The sequence below is a fragment of the Streptomyces sp. NPDC059247 genome (assembly GCF_042754005.1).
In the GTDB taxonomy this organism is placed as follows: domain Bacteria; phylum Actinomycetota; class Actinomycetes; order Streptomycetales; family Streptomycetaceae; genus Streptomyces.
This window is the reverse complement of record NZ_JBHYZW010000010.1, coordinates 24,451-43,187: the sequence shown is the minus strand read 5'-3', so window position 1 is coordinate 43,187 and position 18,737 is coordinate 24,451. Positions and strand designations below refer to the sequence as shown.

General features: G+C 73.5%; 14 protein-coding genes and 1 tRNA gene. 6 read left to right on the top strand and 9 right to left on the bottom strand.

Features of this window, described 5'->3' with window-relative positions:
- The first annotated feature begins 112 nt into the window (after positions 1-112).
- The gene (locus ACFXGN_RS19415) at positions 113-1,888 is read left to right on the top strand and encodes an FG-GAP-like repeat-containing protein (RefSeq protein WP_384860495.1); all 1,776 of its coding nucleotides are present in this window, start codon (positions 113-115) and stop codon (positions 1,886-1,888) included.
- A 135-nt stretch (positions 1,889-2,023) separates the two neighbouring features.
- On the opposite strand, the gene ACFXGN_RS19410 is transcribed toward ACFXGN_RS19415, so the two are convergent.
- Together ACFXGN_RS19410 and ACFXGN_RS19405 are read right to left on the bottom strand one after the other, a co-directional pair.
- Positions 2,024-2,527, bottom strand: a complete 504-nt coding sequence (locus ACFXGN_RS19410; RefSeq protein ID WP_384860493.1) for an RICIN domain-containing protein — start codon at positions 2,525-2,527, stop codon at positions 2,024-2,026.
- The gene (locus ACFXGN_RS19405; protein ID WP_384860490.1) at positions 2,524-3,543 is read right to left on the bottom strand and encodes a helix-turn-helix domain-containing protein; all 1,020 of its coding nucleotides are present in this window, start codon (positions 3,541-3,543) and stop codon (positions 2,524-2,526) included. Before ACFXGN_RS19405 ends, ACFXGN_RS19410 begins: the two co-directional genes overlap by 4 nt.
- 935 nt (positions 3,544-4,478) lie before the next feature.
- Between ACFXGN_RS19405 and ACFXGN_RS19400 the strand changes: the two genes are divergently transcribed.
- Entirely contained in the window at positions 4,479-5,117 is a 639-nt protein-coding gene (locus ACFXGN_RS19400; RefSeq protein WP_384860488.1) for an RNA polymerase sigma factor, read from the top strand.
- Positions 5,114-6,214, top strand: a complete 1,101-nt coding sequence (locus tag ACFXGN_RS19395) for a CU044_5270 family protein (protein WP_384860485.1) — start codon at positions 5,114-5,116, stop codon at positions 6,212-6,214. Before ACFXGN_RS19400 ends, ACFXGN_RS19395 begins: the two co-directional genes overlap by 4 nt.
- A gap of 102 nt (positions 6,215-6,316) precedes the next feature.
- Here the strand turns inward: ACFXGN_RS19395 and ACFXGN_RS19390 are convergent, their stop codons facing one another.
- Positions 6,317-7,489, bottom strand: coding sequence for a flavin-containing monooxygenase (locus ACFXGN_RS19390; RefSeq protein WP_384860482.1), 1,173 nt, complete (start codon positions 7,487-7,489; stop codon positions 6,317-6,319).
- Between the two features lie 418 nt (positions 7,490-7,907).
- Between ACFXGN_RS19390 and ACFXGN_RS19385 the strand changes: the two genes are divergently transcribed.
- Positions 7,908-8,357, top strand: a complete 450-nt coding sequence (locus ACFXGN_RS19385; protein WP_366439771.1) for a DoxX family protein — start codon at positions 7,908-7,910, stop codon at positions 8,355-8,357.
- Positions 8,357-8,764, top strand: a complete 408-nt coding sequence (locus ACFXGN_RS19380) for a Zn-ribbon domain-containing OB-fold protein (protein ID WP_384860480.1) — start codon at positions 8,357-8,359, stop codon at positions 8,762-8,764. Before ACFXGN_RS19385 ends, ACFXGN_RS19380 begins: the two co-directional genes overlap by 1 nt.
- Before the next feature lie 118 nt (positions 8,765-8,882).
- Here the strand turns inward: ACFXGN_RS19380 and ACFXGN_RS19375 are convergent, their stop codons facing one another.
- The 5 genes from ACFXGN_RS19375 to ACFXGN_RS19355 form a co-directional block, all read right to left on the bottom strand.
- Positions 8,883-10,334, bottom strand: coding sequence for a condensation domain-containing protein (locus ACFXGN_RS19375; protein ID WP_384860478.1), 1,452 nt, complete (start codon positions 10,332-10,334; stop codon positions 8,883-8,885).
- A gap of 76 nt (positions 10,335-10,410) precedes the next feature.
- Positions 10,411-11,862, bottom strand: coding sequence for a condensation domain-containing protein (locus ACFXGN_RS19370; protein WP_384860476.1), 1,452 nt, complete (start codon positions 11,860-11,862; stop codon positions 10,411-10,413).
- A 253-nt stretch (positions 11,863-12,115) separates the two neighbouring features.
- Positions 12,116-12,454 carry a hypothetical protein gene (locus tag ACFXGN_RS19365; protein WP_384860473.1) on the bottom strand — a complete coding sequence of 113 codons (339 nt, stop codon included), beginning with the start codon at positions 12,452-12,454 and terminating at the stop codon, positions 12,116-12,118.
- A 41-nt stretch (positions 12,455-12,495) separates the two neighbouring features.
- Positions 12,496-12,569 (bottom strand) — tRNA-Met (locus tag ACFXGN_RS19360).
- 99 nt (positions 12,570-12,668) lie between these two features.
- The gene (locus ACFXGN_RS19355) at positions 12,669-13,922 is read right to left on the bottom strand and encodes a hypothetical protein (RefSeq protein WP_384860472.1); all 1,254 of its coding nucleotides are present in this window, start codon (positions 13,920-13,922) and stop codon (positions 12,669-12,671) included.
- A gap of 424 nt (positions 13,923-14,346) precedes the next feature.
- Here ACFXGN_RS19355 and ACFXGN_RS19350 point away from each other — a divergent pair, with 424 nt between their 5' ends.
- Positions 14,347-16,623 (top strand): collagenase, encoded by a 2,277-nt coding sequence (locus ACFXGN_RS19350; RefSeq protein WP_384860469.1) that lies wholly within the window; start codon positions 14,347-14,349, stop codon positions 16,621-16,623.
- Between the two features lie 73 nt (positions 16,624-16,696).
- On the opposite strand, the gene ACFXGN_RS19345 is transcribed toward ACFXGN_RS19350, so the two are convergent.
- Positions 16,697-18,715, bottom strand: coding sequence for a protein kinase (locus ACFXGN_RS19345; protein WP_384860466.1), 2,019 nt, complete (start codon positions 18,713-18,715; stop codon positions 16,697-16,699).
- Between the last annotated feature and the right edge of the window lie 22 nt (positions 18,716-18,737).

Sequence of the window (18,737 nt, the reverse complement as noted above, 5' to 3'; positions counted from 1 at the left end):
GGCCGCCCTGGCGGAGCCGTACAACCATTCGACCGGACGGGCTGTCTCACCCTTTGAAGCCACGAGTGACGACACGTACGACGCCGCTCCACGACACCGCCCTGGGGGGCTCTTGTACCGCACGACCAGCACCGCCAGCACCACCGGCACGACCAGCACCGCCCGTACCACCGGCCCGCGTGGCCGTCGTCGCGCCCTCGCCACCGCCCTGGCCGTCCTCGCCTCCTCGGCCGCGCTCACCGCGGTGACGGCGGCTCCGGCCGAGGCGTACGACCCGCCGCGCGAGGTCCGGTCCGCGCCCCGGGTCGTCTTCACCGAGCACAGGAACGTCGACGGGGTGCGCACGGACACCCTGGTCACGGTCAACTCCGACGGCACGGACCGGCGGGTCCTGGTGCCCACCGGCAAGGGTCTCCCCAAGGCGGAGATCACCGGGGTCACGTACTCGCCCGACGGTGTGTACATGGCCTTCATCAGCAACGACGGCTTCGCCGACATCTGGGTCGCGCACGCCGACGGCACGAACGCCCGGCTGGTCCGCAAGGACGTCGACGAGCCGGACGGCTGGCTGAGCGGCCTCGACTGGACGCCCGACGGCAAGCAGCTCTACCTGAGCTTCACCGCCAAGCCGGGCCACGACCGCCTGCGCATCATGAAGGTGAACCTCGACGGCACCGGCCTCGGCTACCTCTTCGCGCAGCCGGAGCGCACCTGGGACACCCAGGTCGACGTGGCTCCGGACGGGCGGATCGTCTTCGTGCGCGGTGGCACGATCCACACGTGGGAGCCGAAGAAGGGCGGCGACCCGAAGCCGCTGGTCCGGGGGCTGCACCCGACCTTCGGCCAGACCAGCACCGACATCTCCTACGCGAACGGCGACGACGGCACGTACGACGTGCACGCCCGTGGGGTGGACGAGCCCGTGGACAGCGGCGCCGAGAGGATCATCACCCGGGGCCAGAACGTCCTGCGGCCCGAGTGGGCGCCGACGACCCTCTCGTTCGCCTACCTCGCCGGGGGCACGGAGCAGAAGGCCACCGTCACACATCCCCTGCAGAGCGGGCGGATCGTGACGCTGTCCGCGCCCGGCACCACGGCCTCCGACATCTCCTGGGTCAACCCGGTCGGTCTGAACGAGGGCTGGGACACCTTCCGCCGCGACTACAGCGGGGACGGCGTGCCCGATCTGCTGGCCCAGGACGCCGCCGGTGTGCTGTGGCGGTACGACGGTGACGGCAAGGGCGGCCTGAAGTCCCGGGTGAAGATCGGCTGGGGCTGGAAGGGCTACCGGTTCACGGCGGTCGGCGACCTCAGCGGCGACGGCTTCCCCGACGTCCTCGCCCAGGACGCCGCCGGTGACCTGTGGCGGGTCGACGGTGACGGCCTCGGGGGCCTCCGCCCCAAGGTGAAGATCGGCTGGGGCTGGCAGAAGATGCGGCTCACGGCCTCCGGGGACTTCCGGGATGAACACCCGGTCGGCACGGGCAGCCGCACCCCCGACGTCCTCGCCATCGACGCCCAGGGCGCCATGTGGGTGTACGCGGGCAACGGCAAGGGAGGGTTCCTGCCGCGCGTCCAGTACGGCAGCGGCTACCAGAACTACCAGGTGACGGCCGTGGGCGACCTGGCGGGCAAGGGCGCCACCGCGCACCTGGCCCAGGACGTCGCGGGGAACCTGTTCCGCTACGGGCCCGGCCGCGAGAAGATCGGCTGGGGCTGGAAGAACCTGACGCTGACCGGCGCCGGTGACATGACCAAGGACGGCGTGCCCGACGTGATCGCCCGGGACACCGCCGGTGACCTGTGGCGGTACGACGGTGACGGCAAGGGCGGTCTGAAGTCCCGGGTGAAGATCGGCTGGGGCTGGAAGGGCATCAACACGTTCTGATCCCGTCCCGGGAACCGGTCCGTGCGGGACCGGTCGGCGCCCCGCTCCCTCGGTACGAGGGGGCGGGGCGCCGTGCGTCCGGGGCCGGTCCCTTCCGGCCGGTCCGGCGGGGAGGGGCCGGGCCGGGGAGGTGGGTCAGTACAGCCAGCGCTGGTTGTCGCCGCCGTTGCAGTCCCACTGGATCAGATGGGTGCCGTTGGCGGAGGAGGCTCCCGACGCGTCGAGGCAGAGGCCGGAGTTGCGGTTGCGCAGCCGGAAGCTGTTGTTGGGGAGGTTCTCCACCTTCCACTGCTGGTTGGTGCCGTTGTTGCACTGCCACTGGATGGCCCAGGTGCCGGGGGCCGTGGAGCCCTGCGGGATGTCGAGGCAGCCGTTCTGCTCGTTCGCGAGCCGCACGTAGCCGCCGCCGGCGGCGGCGAACGTCCACCGCTGGTCGGGGTTGCCGTTGCAGCTCCAGAGGATGGCGTAGCCGCTGCCGTCGATCCCGATGCAGGAGTTGTTGTCGGCCAGGTAGCTGGGGATGGAGCTGCCCACCGCCGACGCGGTCGGCGCCCCGGCGAGCGCCGTGCCCAGGACGGCCGCGAGGCCGGTGGTCACGGCGGCGGCGCGGCCGAGGAGGCGGTTCGTTGCGCGGGTCATCGCGGGTTCCTCTCGATGGAGACGTACGGGTACGGGTACGGATATGAGTGCTGGTGCTGGTGCTGGTGCTGGTGCGCGTTCGCGGGGTGTGGTGTCCCGTCGTGGTCCGAGTCTTGTCGCGGGGCTCCGGCCGGGTCTTGTACGAATGCGAAGGACGAGGTGCTGTCCTGGGCGACGGTCGGCCAGGCGCAGCCGGGGGCCAGGTGGTCCAGGAAGCGGCCGGGCGGCAGTCCGGTCAGGGTCCTGAACTCGCGGGAGAGGTGCGGCTGGTCGCTGAATCCGGCGGTGTGCGCGGTGTCGGTCTGGCTGCGGCCGGTGGCGAGCAGGCCGATGGCCCGTTCCATGCGCAGGGCCCGTGCCAGGCGCTTGGGGGAGAGCCCGATCTGTTCGCGGAACCGGAGTTCCAGCAGTCTGCTGCTCCACCGGGTGCGGGCCGCGACGTCCCGGACGGTCAGGGTGCCCGCCGAGCGGGTGATGAGGTCCCAGGCGTGCAGGACGGTCGGGGAGGGGGCGCGGGCGGCGTCGGCGGAGGCGGTCCAGCGCAGCAGGTGCCGGTCGAGGACGTCGAAGCGGGCGCGGGGGCCGGGGGCCGTGCGGAGGTCCTCGGCGAGGGAGGGGAGGCAGCGGCCGAGGACGGCGTCGGCTTCCACGACGGCGTCGGCGAGGTCGCCCAGGGGGGCGTCGAACAGCAGCCGGGCGACCCAGGGCAGCACGCTGATCTCGACGCCCTCGGCGGTTCCCCGGTGGCCGAGGAGCTTGGGGTGGAGGTGGGGGCCGTAGAGGGCGGCGGCCCGGCGGAGCGACACGGGGGCGTCCGGTCCCGTGTGGCCCGCCGACATCTCCCCGTCGAGGCCGAGGAAGAGGGAGACGGCGCCGCCGGGGGCGAAGATCCGTTGCCGGGGGCCGTCTCCGGTCAGACGGTAGGAGCAGTAGCCGACGACTCCGGGCCGCAGTCGTGGGTCGGGCCGGGTGAGGATCAGTTCGCAGTCTCCCCGGGCGCACGTGTGACGTCGCATTTCCATCCCTCTTCGGGGGCCGCGGGCCCCCGCCAATAGGTCTAGACCACTAGGGCGAGGGGGAGGACGCGCGCGGGGCGCGGGGGGATGAGCGGGGGAGCCCGTAAAGCGTCCCGGACACCGTCCCGGGATGGACGGGATGGACGGGATGGACGGGACGGACGGGACGGTACGGCGGAGGGCGCCGGGCGGGGCCCGCCCGGCGCCTCGGCGGGCCCTGCCCGACCGGTCCGGACGCGTACGGAAGTCCCGCCGCCCACCGGATGGCCGGTGCCGGGCCCGCCTGGCTCGGCAGCCGCACCCGCCCTCGCAGCCTGGCGGCCCGGGGCCCCGGCCGCCCCCGAACCCCGCACCCGGAGCCCGGAGCCTGACGGCCCGGAGCCCGGAGCCCGGAGCCCGGAGCCTGACGGCCCGGAGCCCGGAGCCCGCAGTCGCAGCCGGAGCCCGGAGCCTGGCGGCCCGGAGTCGCACCCGCCCCGGAGCCTGGCAGCCCGGAGCCGCACCCGCCCCGCAGCCTGGCGGCCCGGAGTCGCACCCGCCCCCGGAGTCTGACGGCCCGGAGCTCGCAGTCGCAGCCGCAGCCCGGAGCCTGACGGCCCGAACCCCGCCCCCGGAGCCCGGAGCCAGCCCGACGGCCCGCAGCCCGGCGGCCCGGGTCATGGGTCGTCGGCCACGGGCCACCTACCCCCGGGCGGGGGCCCGTCGGCGGACGCCCGCCCGGCTCGTACGCTTCAGGCTGGGCCGATCGGCCTCGGCTTCCGGCTTCCGGCCCCCCGGCCCCAGCCCTCGGCCCCAGTCCCAGGACTCCGCCGACCCGTGACGGAGTCCTCAGGGCGGCGCCCCCGGGACCGTACGGCGGCGACGGCGGCGGATCGGCCGGGGGAGCTGTGAGCCAGGTCACCGGAACCGGGTGCTCCCGGCGGACAAGGCAGGTCGTGGACTATTCATTGCACGCCCGGATACGCGCGGGGGACCCCGAGGCGTTCAGGGAGATCTTCCGTGATCACGCCCCCTTGGTCCATCGGCACGGCGTCCGGGTGACCGGTGACCACGCCCTCGCCGAGGACGTCGTCTCGCTCACCTTCCTGGAGGCCTGGCGGCTGCGGGAGCGGCTCCTCGACCACGAGGCCGGACCGCGCCCCTGGCTCATGGGCATCGCCGTCAACGTGCTGCGCAACACCGGTCGCGCCGCCCGCCGTCACCAGGCGGCCCTCGGGCGGCTGCCCGTCCGTGACACCGTCCCGGACTTCTCCGACGAGGTCGTCGGACGCATGGCCGACGCCGACCAGCTCGCCGCCGCCCAACGGGCGCTGAAGAAGCTGCGCCGCACCGAACGCGAGGTGTTCACCCTGTGCGTGTGGTCCGGGCTGGGATACGCCGAGGCCGCCGCCGCGCTGGGCGTCCCCGTCGGCACGGTCCGTTCGCGGCTCTCCCGCGCCCGCACGCGACTGCGCAAGCTCGCCGGACAGGAACTCAGAAAATACCGGGAACCGCTTCCCGGTCCCGGACAAGTACAGGGTGGCCGCACCTTCGCGGCCCGGTCGTACGAGGCGCATGAGGAGACGTACGGATGACCCGCAAGTTCTGGAAGCGGACCGAGCCCCTGGACCACCCGGAGCTGGACCACGCGGAGCTCGCCCGGCTGCTGCCGGCCCCGTCGGACCCCCGGATGCCCCCTGGCCGTCAGCTGCTTTTCGAGGAGCACCTGTTGAACGAGATCCGCACCTCCGCACCCGAGGCCGAGGCCCCGGCCCGCCCGGTCCGCCGCGCCCTGCTGATCGGCGTCCCGGTCACCGCCGCCGCGCTCACCGCGGTCTTCGCCGTCGGCACGCTGACCCAGGGCGGCGGACCCGCGACGCCCGGCCTGGTGGAGGCGGCCGTCGTCCAGGTCGAGGCGGGCAGCACCGTCGAGCTCGTCTCCACGGTCCAGCGGATCGCCTCCGCCGCGACCGAGCGGCCGACGCCCGAGCCGAAGCCGGGCCAGTACATCTACGTCAACAGCAAGGTCTCCTTCATGTCGGCCTCGCACAACTTCGACACCGGCGAGGAGAAGACGTGGGTGCAGCCGCTGCACCAGCGCGAGATCTGGAGGTCCCCGGACGGGCTGAAGGGCTGGCTGGACGAGCCCGGCTACCAGGACGAGGGCGGTATCACCCTCGATCACGACGGCCCCAACTCCAAGCCGGTGAACGGCAAGGACATCCCCGGCGCGGCCCCCTCCCACCGGTCGTACGACTGGCTCAAGGCCCAGCCCACCGACCCGGACGCGCTGCTGAAGTCGATCTACGCGAAGGGCGGCGGGCCGCGCGACCGTGACCAGCAGGCGTTCCAGGAGATCAGGTCGATCATCGGCGAGCAGCTCGTCCCGGCCCGGACCGCCGCCGCGCTCTACCGGGCCGCCGCGAAGATCCCCGGTGTGGTCGTCGTCCGGAACTCCGAGGACGCGGCGGGCCGCACCGGCCTCGCCCTCGCCCGGCTGGACCCGCAGTACGGCGAGCGCCTTGAGCTGGTCTTCGACCGGACGACCTTCGCCTACCTCGGCAGCCGGGGCGTCCAGGTCAAGGAGTTCGGCGGCGTGAAGCCCGGCACGGTCACCGAGCGCACCGCGATCCTGGACCGGGCCGTCGTGGACGCCCAGAAGACCCGCCCCGCCAAGGGCGCCGCGGCCTGACCCTCCCCGGACCACCCGGCGGCGGCGGCCCCCACCAGGGGACCGCCGCCGTCGGCGTCCTCCCGGTCCCGGGAAGGCCGGACCGTGGCGCCCCGCGCCCGGTCAGGAGGGTTCGGGTCGGCGGGTGCGGGAGACCCGGCGGGCTATCCGTTCGGCGTCCAGGGACAGTTCGCGGAGCATCCCGCTGATCGGGTTGGTGAAGCCGGTGAAGTAGAGGCCGGGGGCGTGGCGGGCGGTGCGGGCGCCGCGCACCAGCGGGTGGCCCCGGTCGTCGAGGACGTCCAGGTGGCCGAGGAGCGGTTCGAGGGCGCGCCGGTAGCCGGTCGCGGCGACGACCGCGTCGGGGGTGATCCGGGTGCCGTCCGCGAGGACCACGTCGGGCCCGTCGAGGTCGTCGACGGCGGCCACGATCTCGACCTTCCCGGTCCGTACGGCGGCCACGAGGCCGACGTCCTGGACCGGGACCGCGCCCGCCCGCTGGCGGCTGGCGAGACCGGTGTCCGGCCGGGGCAGGCCGTACGCGGAGAGGTCCGGCGCCGCGACCCGGGCGAGCAGCCGTCCGAGCAGGTCCACGAGCGGGACCGGGAGCCGCCGCACGAGGATGCCGGAGCGCTGGGCGGGCCAGCCCGCGGTGGAGCGGCGCAGGATGTGCGGCACGGTCCGTACGGCGAGCCGGACGCGGGCGGCGCCGCCCTCGGCGAGGTCCGCGGCGATCTCGGCGCCCGTGTTGCCGATGCCGACGACCAGGACGTCCTTCCCGGCGTACGGCTCCGGGTTGCGGTACGCGCGCGCGTGGTCCAACTCGCCCTCGTACGTGTCGAGTCCGGGCCAGTCGGGGAGGCGCGGGGTGTGGTTGTAGCCGGTGGCGACGACGACCGCGCGGGCGGTGAGCCGCCGCCCGCCGCTGGCGTGCAGGAGCCACTCGCTCCCGGCGCGTTCCACCCGGTGCACCTCGACGCCGGTGACGATCTCCAGGTCGTGCCGCTCGGTGTACTTCTCCAGGTAGCGGACGACGTCCGCGCGGGCCACCCACCGGCCGAAGGAGCGGGGCATCCGCAGCCCGGGGAGGCCGGAGAGGCGCCGGGTGGTGTGCAGCCGCAGCCGGTCGTAGTGGGTGCGCCAGGAGGCGCCGACGGCGTCGGTCTTCTCCAGGACGACGGCCCGGACGCCCCGCGCGCCCAGCGCGGCGGCGACCGCGAGTCCGCCGGGACCGCCACCGATGACGTAGACGGGGTGGTCGGGCGGTCCGGGGCGGGTGCGCGGGGTGGTGGCCATGACTGCTGAGCGTAATGACGTGTACACGTAGTGGGTCTCGACGGGGAGGGGTTTCGGTTGCGAATCGATCACGCGGGCCCGCGCGGGGCGGCGTCCACCAGGAACTGAGCCCGCCCACAAGGGAGTCGGCCCGCGTCGGCGTGGGCCCGTGTCCGCACGGGTCCCGTATCCACGCGGGACGGCACCCGCCGGAAACTGGGCGCGCCCGCAAGGGAGTCGGCCCGCGTCGGCATGGGCCTTGTGTCCGTACGGGCCCCGCACCCGCACGGCCCCGCACCCGCGCGGACCCCCCGACCCCCGGGTGTGCCCCCGGCCTCACGCCCCCCGGCGCGACCCCCGCCCCCCCGGGCCCTTGCGTCCGCCGCGCTCCTGCGCTGAACTGACGTACCGTCAGATCCAGTTCCCCGAGGGAGCGCACATGCAGACCGTCTGGCTCACCGGCGCCGAGTGGCTCGCCGTCCTCCGTATCGGGCTCGGCCTGTGGTGGCTGGAGAGCTGGCGCCACAAGGACCGCAAGGGGTGGTTCGAGCGCGGTACGGGGATCGCCTGGGCCGCCGACGTCGCGGCGCGGCACCGGTGGCCCGTGGTCCGGAAGGGTTTCGACGCGGTCGTCGCGCCCCGCCCCAAGCTCATGGCGTACGTCGTCGTCCACGCCGAACTCGCCCTGGGGCTCGGCCTCGTCACCGGCTTCCTCACCCCGGTCGCCCTCGTCGGCGGCCTGCTGCTCAACCTCCTCTACCTCGTCCTGATGATCCACGACTGGGCCGAGCAGGGGCAGAACGCGATGATGGCGCTGATCTCCCTCGTCGCCCTCCTCGCGATGTCCTGGCAGACCTGGTCCCTCGACCACGCGATCGGACTCTTCTGATGACGGCCACCCCCGACGTCGACGCCTTCACCCGCCCCTACTGGGACGCCGCCGCCGAGGAGCGGCTGCTGCTGCGCCGCTGCGCCGCCTGCGACCGGGTCCACCACTACCCGCGCGAGTTCTGCCCGTCCTGCTGGAGCGAGGACGTCCACTGGGTGGCGGCGGAGGGCCGGGCCACGCTCTACACCTGGTCGGTCGTGCACCGCAACGACCTCCCGCCGTTCGGCGGGCGCGTCCCCTACGTGGCGGCCGTCGTGGACCTGGCGGAGGGCCCCCGCATGATGACGGAGGTCGTGGACGTGCCGGAGGACGGCCTGCGGATCGGGATGGACCTGGTGGTGCGGTTCCGGACGGGGGAGGACGGCGTCACGGTCCCGGTCTTCACCGCCCCCGCCCACCCGGCGTGACGGACCAGGTCCATGACGGGCCGGTGCGTGACGGACCAGGTCCGTGACGGGTCAATCCATCACGGGCCGCCACCGCACCGGGCCCGCCCCCGTTGACCTCCCCCCCCCGGGGCCCGGCTCACAGGCCGCCGTGGTGGGCCATGTCCTCCAGCGTCCGGGCCAGGGTGCCGACGAGGGCCGCCCCGGTGCGGCGGGCCTGCGGGGTGTCCACGTGGACGGTGTTCAGGTGGAGGCCGTCGTGGGTGCGGTGCAGCCACAGGAACATGCCGTTCGTCGCGGGCACCGAGGTGTACACACCGGCCTCCCGGTCGGCGTGCCGGGCCGCGCCGGGGACGTCCCTGAAGTCCATGTACGAGAAGAAGTTGACGGCGTGGGGCCAGGGGCGCGCGTAGTGCTCGGGGGCCAGCAGCCGCAGGACGACGACGAAGGGGACCCGGCCGCCCCGGATCATCCGGGTCGACGCGTCCCGCGCGGCGGCCACGGTCCGGACGAGACCGGCCCCTTCGGCCACCGGGAACTCGACCGGGAGGAGGTTCACGAACCAGCCCACGCTGTGGGCGTGGCGCCCGCGCCCGCGCGTGCCGACGGGCACCAGGGTGCGGTGGACGCCGGGCCCGCCCAGCTTCCTCAGGGCGACGCCGACGGCGGCGAGGGCGCCGGTCGCCACGCTCGCACCGGCCTCCCGGCAGCGGGCCTCCAGGGCCGCCGCGCCGGAGGCGTCCAGCAGCGTGGCGGTCGTGTTGCGCGCGGGACCGCCGCCGCCGGGCTCGATCCCGAGGTCCAGCGGGAACCGGGGGAAGGGGCCGCCGTTGCGGGCGATGAAGCCCCTCCAGTGCTCCAGCCCGCTGTCGTCTGCGCGCGCCGACGCGGTCCGCCGCCGTTCCTCGCCGCTGTGGTCGGTGAAGTCGCCCGCCACGGGGAGCTCCGGTTCCCGGCCGGACGCGAAGGCCTCGTAGGCGGTGGCGATGTCGTTCAGGACGATCATCATCGAGGTGCCGTCGGTCACGAGGTGGTCGCAGGCGAAGTGGACCGTCGTGGACTCCTCGCGGACCATCGCGCCCATGACGATCCAGGGTCCGTCGCGGGTGTCGGTGGCCCGCAGGAACCTCTCCGCGTGGGCGCGGGCCCCGGCGGGCGAGGTCACGGGCCCGTGGTCGACCGGTTCGAGCTTGACGTCCTGCGGCGCGGCGACCTCGATGACGAGACCGCCGGGCGACGGGCGGAACGCGCAGCGCAGTGCCGGGTGGCGCCGTACGCAGTGGAGCAGGGCGGCTTCCAGCGCCGGGCGGTCGAGCCCGCCCCGGATCTCGAAGGTCCCGGCGTAGGAGTCGGTGCGGCGGTCCGTATCCCGGTCCCGGTCCCCGGCGCCGTCGGCCGGGGGCGCGAAGGCGCCGAAGTGGTACTCCTGGTTGTACGAGGGCAGCGGACGGGACGGTTCCGGCCCGCCGGACCCGGCGGCGGGGACGGGCCCGGGCCCCGGGACGGCCGTACGGGCGGCTGAGGTCTGCACGCGCCATTCGACGGCGTGCCCCGGTGCGAGGACCAGTTCGGAGCTGGGGAGTTGAAGCACCGGTCGGCGCCCCTTTCGATGGTGGGCGTCCGCCCGTGACCTGGGCGGATTCCGCCCGTGACCTGGGTGGAGCCCGTCAGAACCGGCCGGTGCGCGCGATGCTGTCCAGCGACCGTACGAGCGTCCCGACGAGGGCGGTCTTGGTGCGGCGGGCCTGCGGGGTGTCCACGAAGATGGAGTTCAGGTGGAGCCCGGTGTCGTTGCGGTGGAACCAGAAGAAGATGCCGTTGCTGTGCGACGTGGAGACGTACTTGCGGGCCTTCAGCTCCTCGTGCCGGTCGGCCCCCGGGGTCGTCCTGAAGTCCAGGTAGGAGAAGAAGCTGACGGCGTACGGCCAGACCTGGGGCCCGTCCTGGTCGCAGGTCAGGAGGTCGAAGACGCGGACGAACGGGGCTTCGGCGTACGGCCGCATCGCGTCGAGGGCGGACTGCGCACCCGCCATGACGCCCGCGAAGTCCGTCTCGTCGGCCACCCGGAACTCGACCGGGAGCGTGTTCACGAACCAGCCCATGCTGTGGGCGCCGGGCCCCCGGTCCCGCGTGCTGACCGGCAGCAGCGCCCGGTGGACGTCCGGTCCGCCCTCCCTCCTCAGGCTGACGCCGAGAGCGGCGAGGACACCGGTCGACACCCGGCCGCCCACCGCACGGCAGTGGGCCTCCATCGCGTCGAGGCGGTCGGCGGGGAGCAGCGCGTCCGCCTCGTTCACGGCGCGGTACACCACTCCCGGCTCGATCCCGAGGTCCAGCGGGAACCGGGGGAAGAGCTCTCCGCCGTTGCGCGCGACGAACCCCTTCCAGTGGTCGAGGAGCGCGTCGTCGGGGCCCATCGCCGCGCCCCGGTGCCGCTCGGCCGTGGCGTAGCCGAGGAAGCCGTCCGCCGGGGGCAGCACCGGCTCCCGGCCCTGGGCGTACGCCTCGTACGCCTCCGCGATGTCCCGTACGGCCACGGGGGTCGAGACCCCGTCGGCCAGCAGGTGGTCACAGGCGAAGTAGACCGTGGCGGAGTCGTCCCGCAGCAGCGCGCCCATGACGATCCAGGGTCCCCGGAGCGTGTCGGTGCCCTGGAGGAAGCGCAGGACGTAGGCGCGGGTCTCGGCCGGGGTGTCGAGCCGCCCGACGTCGACCCGCTCCAGTTTCACGTCCTGCGGCGGGACGACCCTCAACACGGGCCCGTCCGCGCCCTCCACGGTCCCCGCGCCCTCCCCGGTCCCGGTCCCCGCGCCCGCTCCGGGCTCCCCGAAGTCGCAGCGCAGCACGTCGTGGCGGCGTACGAAGTGCAGCAGGGCGGCTTCCAGCGCGTCGAGGTCGACACGGCCCCGGATCTCGAAGGAGCCGCCGATGTACGAGGAGTAGCCGATGTCCGCCGCGCGGAGGCTCTGGGCGACCGAGAAGTGGTCCTTCTGGTTGTACGAGGCGAGGGCGCCCGGATCGGAGCCTTCGGCGCGCCCGGCGGTTCCCGCCGAGGACACCGCCCATTCCACGGCGTGTCCGGGGGCCGGCTCCATGTCCTCGACGGGCAGTTGCAGCATGGTGGCCTTCCTGATCAGACGTCACATCGCACGGAGAGGCGGAGAGTTCGACGTGGCGACGCGGACGGCGGCTGATGACACACCCGCTCATGCTCTCCGGGCCATCGCCGTGGCTCCTACCTCGCTGACGAGCTGACCAGCAGGCGGCGGCGACCGCCTCCAGCCCCCGGCCGTGCCCTCGGACCACGGCACGACCCGTGCGACCGTCAGCTCATCAGCGCACGGTCACACCAACGAGTCAGAATCATGATCGTCACGCGGACGCGATCGCGGTACCGGGCGCGGGCGCCTCGAAACGGGCCTCGGCGGCCCGACGGAGCAGGTCGCGGGCGTCCCGCCCGGGGTCGCGGAAGCCCGCGTACGCCTCCGTGGACATCTGTCCGACACGCGGAACTGATAGGGGAGGTACGGCGGGTGGCGCGGTGCGGCGGGGCGCGTCGGGCGGCCCGCGCCGCTGGAGGGCGGCGAGGCTCCCGGAGACGGCGAGGACCTCGACCGGCCGCCCGTACGAGCCGCCGCCCCGGCCGCCGCCCCACCGGAAGCCGACGCCCGGCACGAGCGCGCCGCCCGCACGAGCGCGGTGTCCGGACACGACGAAGGGCCCGGCAATGTGCCGGGCCCTTCGTACGAGAGTAGCGGGGACAGGATTTGAACCTGCGACCTCTGGGTTATGAGCCCAGCGAGCTACCGAGCTGCTCCACCCCGCGTCGGTAAGGCCACTCTACACGGATGGTCCGGGTGGCGAGACCACGCGGCCTCGCGGGGCCGTCCCGCACGGTTCTCCAGGCGTCGGGCCACCCGGTTCTCTAGGCGTCGGGCGCCTCGAACCACGCCACCGCGTCCGGGTGGAGCCGGTCGCGGGCGCCCGGCTTGGGGTCGTGGAAGGCCGCGTACGCCTCCGCGAACCATTCGTCCGGCGTGGAGAACATGTAGTTGGAGACGGCGTGCTGTTCCCGCTGTTCCCGCAGGTAGCTGACCCAGTTCCCGTAGTGGTCGACGTGGTAGGTCCGGCCGTCGATGGTGAGGAGGTCCCCGCCGCCGTCCGGCAGCGTCCACGGCTGTGCGAGGGCGTGCTGTCCGAACCTCACGACCTCGGCGAGCCCGTCGTGGAACGCCTGGTCCTGGCCGGTGAAGTTCGCGGCGAGGTTCTGCAGCAGGGCGGGGTTGGACCAGGCCCTCCCCGAGTTCAGCTCCAGCGCCACGGCCTGGGGGAGCGTCGAGTGGTACCTGTCCTCGACCGTCAGGCGGTTTCCGAGCCCCGCCCTGGTCAGGACCGCGTTCACCATCACCCCGATGTCCTGGTTCCGCGCCTCTCCGTAGGTCTCCCAGCCTCCGAAGTGGGGCAGGTGTTTCAGTCTGTCCAGCCATTGCGCCCGCTTGTCGACGGAGTGGCCGATCTCGTGCCGCAGCGTCCACTTCACCAGGTTGCCGTTGGCCAGCACGTCGGAGACGCCGCCCATGACCTCGCGTTCCCGGCCGTCGATGCCGAGGGCCTTGTCCCCGGCTTCGCTGATCCCCTCGTAGTCGGCCATCGCGCCCTGGTCCATCTGCTTGCGCTGCCAGCGGACGCCCCGGTTCAGCTCGGTGTAGAGCCAGGAGGGCATACCGAAGGGGCTGACCATGGTGATGGCCCGGTCGTCTCCGCTGTACGTGCTGGCCGCGCTGTCCGAGTCGGCCGCGGCGGGTTCGATGGCCCGCAGTTCCGGGTTGTCGCGGACGTCCGCCTCCGGGAGGCTGCTCAGGATCGTCTCGATCCGGTAGAGCATGGAGTGGCTGAAGTGGTCGTCCGGCCGGTCCGTGGGCGGCCCGATGCGGATGCCGAACCTCTCGCTGAGGGCCCGCTCGCGTTCTGCGGCGCCGCTGTTCGCCACGAGTCCGGCGGGGCCCTGTCCGCCGCTGCCCCGGCCCAGCAGGGTGTTCGGCATCGTCTGGACGACCGCCGCGTTGCCCGCCGTCCGCTGCAACGCCCTTATCCGGTCGGCCTGTTGCGCCGGTCGTTCCGTCCGCGCCCGAGGAACGGTGTTCGCCCGCTCCGTCTCCGCTTCCCGCCGTGCGTACATGGTTCTCCTGCCTCCGGACGGCCAGCCGTGCCCCCGCAGAGCCTCACGGCGCCCGGGACGGCCCGGAAGGTCCGGGAGGGCAGACCCGAGGGCAGAACGGGCCCGGGGCCGCCCCGGAGGCCATGACCACCCCGATTTCCGGCCGTTCCCCAGCCCCGCCCGCCGCCCGACTCCCGGCCACCGCCCGCCCCCACCCGTGCTACGGCCCTCGCCCCCACACGCCTGACCAGCGCCGTTCCAAATTTTCCTCGTCCGTGACCGACTAATCCGGCCAGAAGACTTCCAGAACAATGCGACATGTGAAATTTTACACGTCACATGACAGCGGCCCGTGTTTCCCATCACGTGGCACGAACGGCCTCGGAGGCCCCCACCGATGCTTCCCCCCTTCCGGATATCGAAGACGCGAGCGCGAAGACTTCCCGTGCTCGGCGCCGCCGCCTTCCTCGCCCTCGGTCTGCTCGCGCCGCAGAGCCAGGCCGCCCCCGCCGGTGCCACCGCCCCGGGCGCCGGGAACCCGCGGGGAGCCTCGGCGCCCCGGGCGATCCCCGTCCCCAAGTCGCCCGACGCGATCGGTGCCAACCCCCGTTTCCGCCTGTCCTCGCAGGACGGCACGGAGGAGACCGGTCCGAGGCCCGCGCCCGCCGCCGGGACCGCCAAGGCGTCCAGGCTCGCCGCGACCGCCGCCTGCCCCGACCTCTCCGGAGTCATCAACTCCACCGGTGCCGCGCTGGTCCAGCAGCTCAAGGCGCTGCCGCAGATCACCTGCACCTACCCGCTGTTCAACCTCACCGGGGAGAACGCGCGGAAGGCCTTCCGCGAAGAGCAGATGGTGACCGTCGCCAACGCCCTGCGCGACAGCTTCGCCACCTACGCGGGCGACAACAGCACCGCCACCGGCCAGCTCGTGCTGTTCCTGCGCGCCGGTTACTACGTGCAGGACAACAACGCCGCCACCGTCGGCGACTACGGCACTCCCCTCGCGACCGCCGCGCGCGGCGCCCTCGACGCCTACTTCGCGTCCCCCCGCAGCAAGGACGTCACCGACGCCAACGGCGAGATCCTCAACGAGGTCGTCACGCTGATCGACAGTACCCACGAGGCGGGCCGCTACGCCGGTGTCGTCAAGTGGATGCTGGGCAGCTACAACGGCACCTGGCCGGGCCAGATGAACCTGGCCATGCAGCACGTCGAGTGGGTCGTCGACAACGCCTTCAAGGCGAAGAACGACGCCCGTGGCTGGCGCGCCGCCCTCAAGGCCGACCCCGCGATCGTCGACACCTGGGCCGGGTTCATCACCCGCAACGAGGCCCAGCTGAACCGTCTCGACGTCGTCAGCAACGTCGGCCGCTACCTCGGCAACGTCCTGGACGTCCCCGAGCTGAAGGACCGGGTCCGCCCGCTCCTCAAGGACCTGATCAACCGCTACCCGAACGTCGGCCCGACCGCGCCGATCACCATGAACCTCGGCTGGGCCACCCGCCAGTACGACCGGGGCAACTGCGCGGCCTACGCCATCTGCGACCTCGGTCAGCGCGTGCTCCCGGCGGTCCTGCCGATCCAGCACACCTGCACCCCGGGCCTGAAGATCCGCGCCCAGGACATGTCCCCCGGCCAGCTCGCGAGCACCTGTACGAGCCTGGTCGGCCAGGACGCGTACTTCCACCGGATCATCGGCGACAAGGGCGCGATCCCCGGTGATGTGAACACCGACCTGGAGGTCGTCGTCTTCGACGACTACACCCAGTACGCGCTGTACGCCTGGGCCCTCTACAACATCGACATCGACAACGGCGGCATGTACGAGGAGGGCAACCCGGCCGTCCCCGGCAACCAGGCCCGTTTCATCGCCCACGAGGCGAGCTGGCTGCGCCCGGACTTCCAGATCTGGAACCTCAACCACGAGTACACCCACTACCTCGACGGCCGTTTCAACATGCACGGCGACTTCGACGCGGGCATGACCACGCCCACGATCTGGTGGGTCGAGGGCATCGCGGAGAACATCTCCTTCGGCTACCGGAACGAGCGCAACGCCGACGCCATCGCCGAGGCCGCCCGCAAGACGTACAGGCTGAGCGACCTCTTCGACACCGTGTACGGCCAGGAGGAGGACCCCGAGGTCAACTCGAACCGGGTCTACCGCTGGGGCTTCCTCGCGGTCCGCTACATGCTCCAGAAGCACCCCGCCGACATCGAGACCGTGCTCGGCAAGTACCGCACGGGTGACTGGGCCGGGGCCCGCACCTTCCTGAAGCAGACCATCGGCACCCGCTACGACGCGGACTTCGAGACCTGGCTGACGACGACCTGCGCGACGGACGACTGCGGTCCGCTGCCGGACGCCACGCCCCCGGCCACCACGATCCCGCTCTGCACGATCGCCGACACCCGCCAGTTCGACCAGAACTGTCGCCGGGACGGCCTCGCCGCCACCACCGGCAACTACAGCTACCACTTCGTGTACCTGCCGGCCGGGGTCAAGCAGCTGAAGCTGACGAGCGGCGGCGGCACGGGCAACGCCGACCTGTACTACGGCGGCGGAAGCTGGGCCACGCCCGGCAGCTTCCTGGCGAAGTCCACCGGCGCCGGGAACACCGAGACCCTGACGATCGACAACCCGCCGTCGGGCTGGGTGTACTTCACCCTCGCCGCCGCGCAGGACTTCAGCGGGGTGACGCTCTCCACGCAGTCCAAGTGACCGGTCGGCCGGGTCCCGAGGGGAGCCCGGCCGGTACGGGGCCCGGCGGCGCACTCCGCCGGGCTCCGCCGCGTCACAGGGCGGAGGCGTTCCGCCAGAGCATCCTGCTGTTCCCCGCGTCGCAGTCCCACGACATGACGAACGGCGGCCCGGCCGCGAGGCACTGCCCGCTCCCCACGTTCTGGAGCGCGCGGCCGGAGGACGTCGTCGCGAAGACCTTCCAGTTCTGCGCGCCGGAGCCGTCGCAGGCGGTGGCTCCCCCGCCGGGCGCGCCGCCGCTGGACGGCTGGAGGCAGTGCCCGGTCCTCCGGTTGACCAGCCGGAAGGTGCCGTCGCCGTTCGCCTTGTACGTCCAGGAGTACGAGATCGTCCCGGAGGCGGGCGCGGAGCCGCACGCGTAGTCGTTGACGGTGACGGCGAAGCCCTGGTCGTGCTCGGCCAGACAGGTGCCCTCGCTCGCGCTCTTCAGGGAGTACGTCCCCGAGGGCGTCGAGCCGCCGGGCGGCGCGGGCCGGGTGGTCGTCGGCCGGGGGGTGGGTGTGGGCCGGGGCGCGGGCCGGGTGGTCGTGCCCCCACCGGCGGGCGGAGTCGTACGGGTCCCGCCGCCGCCCCCGTTCCCGCTCCCGGAACCACTGCCCGAGCCGTTCCCGGAGCCGTTCCCCGAGCCGCCGGGGAGCGTCCCCGTGCCTCCGGCGCCCCCTCCGGCGCCCCCTCCCGCCCCGCCACCGGCCGCACCTCCGTCGGCGGGCGGCGGCGCCCCGGGGGAGGTGGCACCCGGCGGCGACGACGAGGACGGCTTCCCGTCCGGGGTCTTCGCGGACGGCGAGCCCGGTCCGGGCGGGGACGGCACTCCGGCGGGCTGGGAGGCGACCGTGGACGGCGGCGCGGACGACGGTCCGGGCGCCGCGCCCAGTCGGCCGATCTGGTACGGGCCGAGGGCCATCGTCAGGGTCGCCCCGGTGGTCACCACGACCGGCAGGGCGAGCAGCAGCAGCCGCTTGCGCCGCTTCTCCCGGGAGACCGGTCCCGGGACCACGGGTATCGGGACCGGCGGCACGGTGGCGGGCTCCTTCCCGTCCCGGGGGGTCAGGGGGAGCGTGGCGACGTCCTCGGCGGGATCGGCCGCGGCCAGTTCCGCCAGGTGTTCGGCGGTCGGCGCCCCGGCGGCGAAGACGGCCCGCTCGGCGATGCGCCGGGCGACGGCGGCGGGCCAGACGGCGTCCTCGGCGTGTACGGCGGTGGCCCCGGCGAGGTCGGCGGCGGTGGGCCGCTCTGCGGGGTTCTTGGCGAGGCAGGTCCGCACCAGCGCGGCCAGTTCGGGCGCGGTCTCCGGGAGCGTCCCGAACTCCGGCTCCCCGTGGACGACCCGGTAGAGCAGGTCGGGTCCTGAGCCGTCGCCGAACGGGGGCCGTCCGTTCGCCGCGTACAGGAGCAGGCTCCCCAGCCCGAAGACGTCGGCGGCGCCGGTCAGCGTCCGGTCGGCGACGGCCTGTTCGGGTGCCATGTAGGCGGGTGTCCCGATGACCATGCCGGTCCTGGTCAGTCGGCTCTGGTCGGCGGCGCGGGCCACCCCGAAGTCGATCAGGGACAGTCCGGTGGCGGTCAGCATGACGTTCGAGGGCTTCAGGTCCCGGTGCACCATTCTGGCCCCGTGGACGAGCGCGAGCCCGGCGGCGGCGTGGTGCAGCAGCCGCCAGAGGGCGTCCACGGGGAGCGGTCCCCGGTGCAGCCGGACCGCTTCGCTCAGGGTGATGCCCGGGATGAACTCGGTCGCGAACCAAGGCGGTTTCGCCGTCCGGTCGCTCGCCAGGAGCTTGGTGTCGGCCCCGGCGGGCAGCCGGGCCAGGTTGTCCAGCTCGTGTCCGAAGTGGCTGAGGAAGTCGGGGTCCTCGGCGAGCAGCGGGAGGACCCGCTTGACCGCCGCGAAGGTCCCGGGCACGGCCCCGAGGTAGACGCGTCCCATCCCGCCGGAGCCGAGGACCCCGAGCAGCCGGAACGCTCCGATCTGCCGGGGATCGCCCGGCTCCAGGGGCAGGGCCCCGCTCCCGCCCAGCCCGTCAGGACGTGAACTCTGTTCAGTTTCCCCCGTCATGGGGGCCAGGGTAGCGGTCCGG